Source organism: Halopseudomonas sp. Lyrl_26 (assembly GCF_051948695.1).
In the GTDB taxonomy this organism is placed as follows: Bacteria; Pseudomonadota; Gammaproteobacteria; order Pseudomonadales; family Pseudomonadaceae; genus Halopseudomonas; species Halopseudomonas formosensis.
In genome coordinates this window covers 21069-27374 of the sequence record NZ_JAYJLH010000019.1, presented here as the reverse complement: position 1 = coordinate 27374, position 6306 = coordinate 21069, and the positions used below count along the sequence as shown (strand labels likewise).

Annotated in this window: 5 protein-coding genes and 1 riboswitch; of the genes, 2 read left to right on the top strand and 3 right to left on the bottom strand. The window is 65.9% G+C overall.

What is annotated here, in order from left to right; all coding sequences use genetic code 11:
* Positions 1-93: 93 nt before the first annotated feature.
* The 3 genes from VF673_RS14385 to hrpB form a co-directional block, all read right to left on the bottom strand.
* Positions 94-678, bottom strand: coding sequence for a TMEM165/GDT1 family protein (locus VF673_RS14385; RefSeq protein ID WP_440292427.1), 585 nt, complete (start codon positions 676-678; stop codon positions 94-96).
* An 89-nt stretch (positions 679-767) separates the two neighbouring features.
* Positions 768-884, bottom strand: a riboswitch (yybP-ykoY riboswitch).
* Positions 885-910: 26 nt separating this feature from the next.
* A complete protein-coding gene (locus VF673_RS14380; protein ID WP_440292426.1) occupies positions 911-1930 on the bottom strand; it encodes a methyltransferase in 1020 nt (339 codons plus the stop codon).
* A gap of 118 nt (positions 1931-2048) precedes the next feature.
* The gene (gene hrpB / locus VF673_RS14375) at positions 2049-4589 is read right to left on the bottom strand and encodes an ATP-dependent helicase HrpB (RefSeq protein WP_440292425.1); all 2541 of its coding nucleotides are present in this window, start codon (positions 4587-4589) and stop codon (positions 2049-2051) included.
* A 113-nt stretch (positions 4590-4702) separates the two neighbouring features.
* Between hrpB and VF673_RS14370 the strand changes: the two genes are divergently transcribed.
* Both VF673_RS14370 and VF673_RS14365 read left to right on the top strand, forming a co-directional pair.
* The gene (locus VF673_RS14370; RefSeq protein WP_440292424.1) at positions 4703-5113 is read left to right on the top strand and encodes a polyribonucleotide nucleotidyltransferase; all 411 of its coding nucleotides are present in this window, start codon (positions 4703-4705) and stop codon (positions 5111-5113) included.
* Positions 5113-5994: a cation diffusion facilitator family transporter gene (locus VF673_RS14365; protein WP_320331793.1), complete on the top strand. Its 882-nt coding sequence runs from the start codon at positions 5113-5115 to the stop codon at positions 5992-5994. The genes VF673_RS14370 and VF673_RS14365 overlap by 1 nt, the downstream gene beginning before the upstream one ends.
* Positions 5995-6306 lie beyond the last annotated feature (312 nt).

The following is a 6306-nucleotide window of genomic DNA, read 5'->3' as shown; positions in this document are numbered from 1 at the left end:
CAGCTCGTCCTGCGGATTCGGCCCGATACCCTACGCGTGCCGGCTGACTCCTATCATCGAGCTGGTGCTCGACGCTCCCAGGGAGAGCAACACTCACCCCGCCGCAGTCATATGCGTCCAGGCCATCCACCCCGCATACAGCCCCAGCGCCAGGAACAGCATGGCGGTAACCACGCGGATCAGCCCCAGCGGCAGTTTGCCCGCCGCAGCATTGCCGAGAAACACTACCGGCACGTTGGCCAGCATCATGCCCAGGGTGGTGCCTATGACCACCCACAGGTAGGCATCAAACTGCGCCGCCAAAACCACAGTGGCGATCTGGGTCTTGTCACCCATTTCGGCAAGGAAGAACGCCACCAGCGCGGCCATGAAGGCACCGTAGCGGCTGATCGGCGGCATGTTGTCGTCGTCCAGTTTGTCCGGGATCAGCGTCCAGCCAGCCACGGCGATAAAGCTCAGCGCCAGCAGGCTGTATAACCAGGTATCGGAAAGCAGTTGACCCACCACCTGCCCAACCGCGCCGGCCAGGGCGTGATTGATAACGGTGGCCAACAGAATGCCCCAGATGATCGGCCATGGCCGACGGAAACGGGCTGCCAGCAGCAGCGCCAGCAATTGGGTCTTGTCGCCGATCTCTGCCAGCGTGACTACCCCGGTCGAAACGAAGAAGGCTTCCACGGATATTCCATTACGAGGGCGGGTTGACTGTTCCAATGACACGGCGACACCCCCGCCCTCGGCTGGTGTTCCGTGTCAAAGGTCTCGTCAAACCCGGTCACCCTGGGTGACGGCGGGTCGCAGACGCCATGGCCTGTGGGCCAAGTATGTTGACGGCTGCCTTGGAAGGCGGGCTTCCGGAGAGACTACTCCCCTAAGACGGGCGCAACTCTAGCAAGACAGCCCCGGTGAATCAACCCGGCGCCACCGCCGAGTAGACCTTGAAGCGGCTGTTTTCGCGCAGCACCCGGCAGGGACCGATATGGGCCTCGATCAGCGGCGGGTACTTGAGAAAACCGTTGGCCACGATGCGCAGCTCGCCCCGGGGCAGCAGGTTGCGCGCCACGGCGTTGAAGAAGCGCTCGGCGATGCTGGTGTCGTGGCGCACGCCGGTATGAAAGGGTGGATTGCTGACCACGGCGGCAAAGCGGCCATGCACGTCACTCAGACCATCACTGGGATAGACCAGGGCGTCCACGTCATGCTGGTCCAGGGTCTGACGCGCGCAATAGAGCGCCAGTGCATCGATATCGACCAGCTCGAAACGGCAACCCGGATTGCGCCGCGCCAGCACCAGGCTGAGCACCCCTGCCCCGCAGCCGAAATCCAGCACCTTGCCCGCCGGCAGAGGCGCCATCTCCTCCAGCAGCAGCGCACTGCCCTCATCCAGCCGGCCATGGCTGAACACCCCCGGCAGGCTGGTCAGCTGCACCTTCTGGTCGGGGAAATCGAGGTCGATCTGCTGTTGCCAGTCCTCCAGCCGGAAGGCCGGGGCATCACCCTTGACCTGGGTGCGCCACAGCTGGCAGTGGCGGGCCGAATCCAGTTTCTCCGCCCCGTCGCCCAAGCCGGCCAGCAGCTTTTCTGCCCGGGTGATGCCGCCCTTCTTCTCGCCGACCAGATACAGCGGACAGCCGGCGGCCAGCAGTGGTGCCATCTGCGCCAGCGCATACTCGGCCCGCTCGATGGCCTTGGGCATGACCAGGATGGCCCCTTCCAGCCCTTCCACTGCCGGACACAGGTGGGAGAAGCTCAGCTGATGCTCCGGCAACCTGCCGCGCAGGCCGAGAAAGGCCGAGTAGTCCCAGGTCCACACATGCCAGTCGCCCGGCAGCTCTCGGGTCAGCTCGTCAGCCGCGGGGTTGACCAGCAGCAGCCGCTGACCGGCAAGCAGCTCGGCACTGCGCAGAAGAATCTGACTGGTGTTGTCCATGGCGACTCCGAAGGTAGGTAAGCAAGGGGCCGGGCATTGTACGCGATGGCGAGCACTCTCTGGGAGGACGAGCTGCTCGCCACCCGGGGTAAAGCCCATCCGCTTTACGTCAGGACGGTCACTTGCGTGGCTTGGCCCGGGTGGTGGGTTCGGCCTGCAGGGGATCATCCGGCCAATAGTGTTTGGGGTAGCGCCCCTTCATGTCCTTCTTCACCTCGGCGTAGCTGCTGCGCCAGAAGCCCTCCAGGTCCTGGGTTACCTGCACCGGCCGCTGCGCCGGCGACAGCAGGTGCAGCTTGAGCGCCATACGGCCATTGGCGATGCGCGGCGTCTGCGCGCTGCCGAACATTTCCTGCAGCCGCACCGCCAGTACCGGCGGCGTTTCGCTGTAGTCGATGCGGATGCGCGAACCGGTGGGCACCGTCCAGTGGGTCGGCGCCTGCTCATCCAGCGCCTTGGGCAGCGGCCAGGGCAGCAACCCGGTGAGTATGGCCGGCAGATCCAGATTGGCAAAATGCGCCAGCCGCGTGACCTTGCCGAGCCAGGGCGCCAGCCACTGCTCCAGGCTGTCCAGCAGGGCCTGATTGGATACATCCGGCCAGGCGGACTCGCCGCCCTGCTCAAGATCCAGATTACGCAGCAGCAGGATACGCGCCTGCCACTGGCGCAGCGCAGGGGTCCAGGGCAGCAGGTTCAGGCCCTGCTTGCGTACCACCGCGCAGAGTGCGCGATTGCGCTGTTCCGGTTCGATGTCCCTGAGCGGCTCGCGGCGGTACACCAGTGCCCCCACCCGCCACTGCTGCTCGGCCACCAGGGTTTCGCTGCGCCCATCCCATTCCAGCGTCTGTTCCTGATGCAGCAGCTCCGGCAGGTATGTCGGCAGCCAGGCGGCATCCAGAGCCGCGGCCAGGAAGATCCGCGCATTGCGCTGGCTGGCGTGCCCGCCGAGGCTGGCAACCACCAGCCACTCCTGCTGCTGCAGACTGTCGACCTGGGGGAAGGCCGCTGATCGCCCGTTGGCCAGGCGATAGTCGCTGCCCTGCTCGCCACGCCGCCTGGCGATGCGATCCGGATAGGCCAGCGCCAGCAGCAATCCCGCCCAGTGCTCGTCCTGCGGGCTCGGCAGGGGTTCGACTACCGGGAAGCGGGCCAGCAGTTTCTGCCACTGTTCGACCAGACGCCGTGCCCGCTGCAGGGCGCCGCGATCCAGCGCCGGCTCGTTGCGCGGTGCATCGAAAGTGGCCAGCCGGCGGGCAATGTCGGCATCCTCGACCCCGCGCAGCAGGTCCCGCTCGCCGAGGATGGCCGCCAGCCGGCAAGCCAGCTGTCCCAGGCCCAGAGCCTGGCCGCGCAGCAGCATGTGCGCCAGGCGCGGGTGCATCGGCAGCTCACTCAGAGCAGTGCCGTGTTCGGTCAGTGCCCAACCGCTGCCACGGCCCTCAAGGGCACCCAGCTGAACCAGCAGGTCCCTGCCCTGCTGCAGGGCGGCGGCAGGCGGTGGGTCGAGCCACACCAGTTCGGCGGGATCGTCCACACCCCAGCGCGCCAGCTGCAGTGCCAGCGGCGCCAGATCGGCCTGCAGGATCTCCGCCGGACTCTGGGCCGCCAGCTGGGCGTGCTGATCGGCGGACCACAGGCGATAGCAGACACCCGGCTCGGTACGGCCGGCGCGTCCGGCACGCTGCTCGGCGGCAGCCCGGGAGATGCGCCGGGTATGCAGGCGGGTCATGCCCGACACCGGATCGAAAGCCGGCTCCCGGCACAGGCCGGAGTCGATCACCACCCGCACCCCGTCGATGGTCAGGCTGGTCTCGGCAATGGGCGTGGCCAGCACCACCTTGCGCCGCCCCGGTGGGGCCGGGCTGATGGCCGCACGCTGGGCGGCAAAGTCAAGATCGCCGTACAGCGGCGTCACATCCACATCCGGCGCATCGGCCAAGGCGGTTTCCAGGCGGGATTGCAGTCGCCGGATCTCTGCGGCGCCTGGGAGAAACACCAGCAGACTGCCGCTGTCCGTGGCCAGCGCCTGCAGTACCAATTGCTCCAGCACCGGCTCGATGGGCTGCCCCGGGGCCAGCGCACTGCCGTGGTGGATCTGCACCGGGTACTGCCGGCCTTCACTGCTGACCAGCGGCGCATCGTCCAGCAGCCGGCTGACCGCCGCCGCATCCAGCGTGGCCGACATGACCAGGAGTTTCAGCGGGTCCTGCTCATCGCGCAGGTACTGCTGGGTCTGCAGACAGAGCGCCAGGCCCAGATCGGCGTCCAGACTGCGTTCATGGAATTCGTCGAAGATCACCAGGCCGACGCCGGGCAGCTCGGGGTCGGCCTGCAGCAGTCGTTGCAATATGCCCTCGGTCACCACTTCGATGCGGGTGGCGGCGCTGACTCGGGTTTCCAGGCGGATGCGATAACCGACGGTCTGACCCACCGGCTCGCCGAGCAACTGGGCCAGGCGTTCGGCAGCAGCCCGCGCCGCCAGCCGCCGCGGCTCCAGCAGAATGATCTTCTTTCCTGCCAGCCAGTCGCTGTCCAGCAGCGCCAGCGGCACCAGAGTGGTCTTGCCGGCACCGGGCGGCGCCTGCAGCACCACACAGGGGTGCGTGGCCAGCTGCTGGTCCAGTGCCGGCAGCACGGCCTGTACGGGAAGCTCGTTCATCGGGGCTCACTTTCGATTGGAGCCGGGCATTATACTCCGCCATCTTCAAGCCATCAGTGCGGACGCGTATAGTTGGTGCATCCAGTCACCTGCCTGTATGTGAGGGTTCAACAATGCGTCTGAAGGCTCTGGCAAGCATCCTGCTGAGCACCACCCTGGTCACCCAGCTCGCCGCCTGCGGCACCGTTTTCTATCCCGAGCGGCGCGGGCAGATCAGCGGCGAGATCGATCCCGGCGTGGCCATTCTCAATGGCATCGGCCTGCTGTTCTATGTCATCCCCGGTCTGGTGGCCTTTGCGGTGGACTTTGCCACCGGCGCCATCTACTTCCCCGACGCGCGCTATTCCCTGGCTCCGGAACGTCTGGGCGAGGCGCTTGATGACCAGGGTGCGGTGGACCCGCTGAAGCTCAAGGCCATATTGCACCGGGATCTGGGTGTCGACCTGCCGATGGAGCAGGCAGTTCAGGTTCAGCACCCGCGCAGCCAGCCACTGGCCCTGCTGAACCTGCCGGCACGCGGCTGATGACCGACAGGGCACAAGTTACCGCGGAAAATGGCCGCCTGCTGCGCCGGGTAACCTACGCCTCACTGGCCACCGCGCTGCTGCTGATCGGCCTCAAGACCGCCGTCTGGCTGATGTCCGGTTCGGTCAGCCTGCTGGCCTCGCTGACCGACTCGCTGATGGATGCCGGTGCCTCGCTGATCAACCTGCTGGCTGTCGGCTATGCGCTGACACCTGCGGACAAGGGGCACCGTTTCGGTCACGGCAAGGCCGAGGCCCTGGCCGGTCTGGCCCAGTCCGCGTTCATCACCCTGTCCGCCGGCCTGGTGTTGTGGCAGGGTTTGGAGCGACTGCGCCAACCTATGCCGCTGGACGGCGCCTGGTACGGTGTCGGGGTGATGCTGTTCTCCATTATCGCTACCCTGCTGTTGCTGCGTTTCCAGAACCGTGTGATCCGCCGCACCGGCTCTACCGCCATCCGTGCCGACGCCCTGCATTACCGTTCCGACCTGCTGATGAACACCAGCATCATTGTCGCCCTGATCCTGGCCTGGTACGGCATCAGCGGTGCGGACGCGCTGTTCGGCATCGGTATTGCCCTGTTCATTGCCCTGGGTGCCCTGAAGATCGGCCGCGATGCGGTGCAGATTCTCATGGATCATGAGCTGCCGGAGGAGGTTCGTCAGGAAGCGCTGGCCCTGGCCCGTGCCGTGCCCGGTGTGATGGGCGTGCATGACCTGCGCACCCGCGAGTCCGGGCAGCAGTGGTTCATCCAGATGCACCTGGAGCTGCCGGCCGAGCTGCCGCTGGGACAGGCCCATGCATTGGGGGAGCAGGTGCGCCTGGCGATCTGCGAACGCTTCCCCCAGGCCGAGGTGCTGGTTCACAAGGACCCGGTCTGACACGCAGAAACGCCAACGGCCGACTGAGTCGGCCGTTGGCGTTGATGTCCGTCGCTATCCTGGTGGGATACTGCCTCTACTCCTGACCTTCTGGGTCGGGAAGCCGGGTGATGAGTGGAACCTTCTGGGTTGCTCATCCCAGTCCTGCTCTTTTGAAGCGGCTGGTTGGACGCGCCGGCTGGCGTTGAAACATGTGGCTATATTACTCAGGCGACCGCGCCATTTCTTTTCTTTTATTGCCCATCCAACGCTATACTCCGCAACAATTCACTAATGATCATTCATTTCAAGCAAGAGAACAGGAGCGCCGCC

Coding starts and splice junctions, on each gene's coding strand:
- VF673_RS14380 (WP_440292426.1), bottom strand. CDS start 1,930: ATGGACAACACCAGTCAGATTCTTCTGCGCAGTGCCGAGCTGCTTGCC.
- hrpB (WP_440292425.1), bottom strand. CDS start 4,589: ATGAACGAGCTTCCCGTACAGGCCGTGCTGCCGGCACTGGACCAGCAG.
- VF673_RS14370 (WP_440292424.1), top strand. CDS start 4,703: ATGCGTCTGAAGGCTCTGGCAAGCATCCTGCTGAGCACCACCCTGGTC.
- VF673_RS14365 (WP_320331793.1), top strand. CDS start 5,113: ATGACCGACAGGGCACAAGTTACCGCGGAAAATGGCCGCCTGCTGCGC.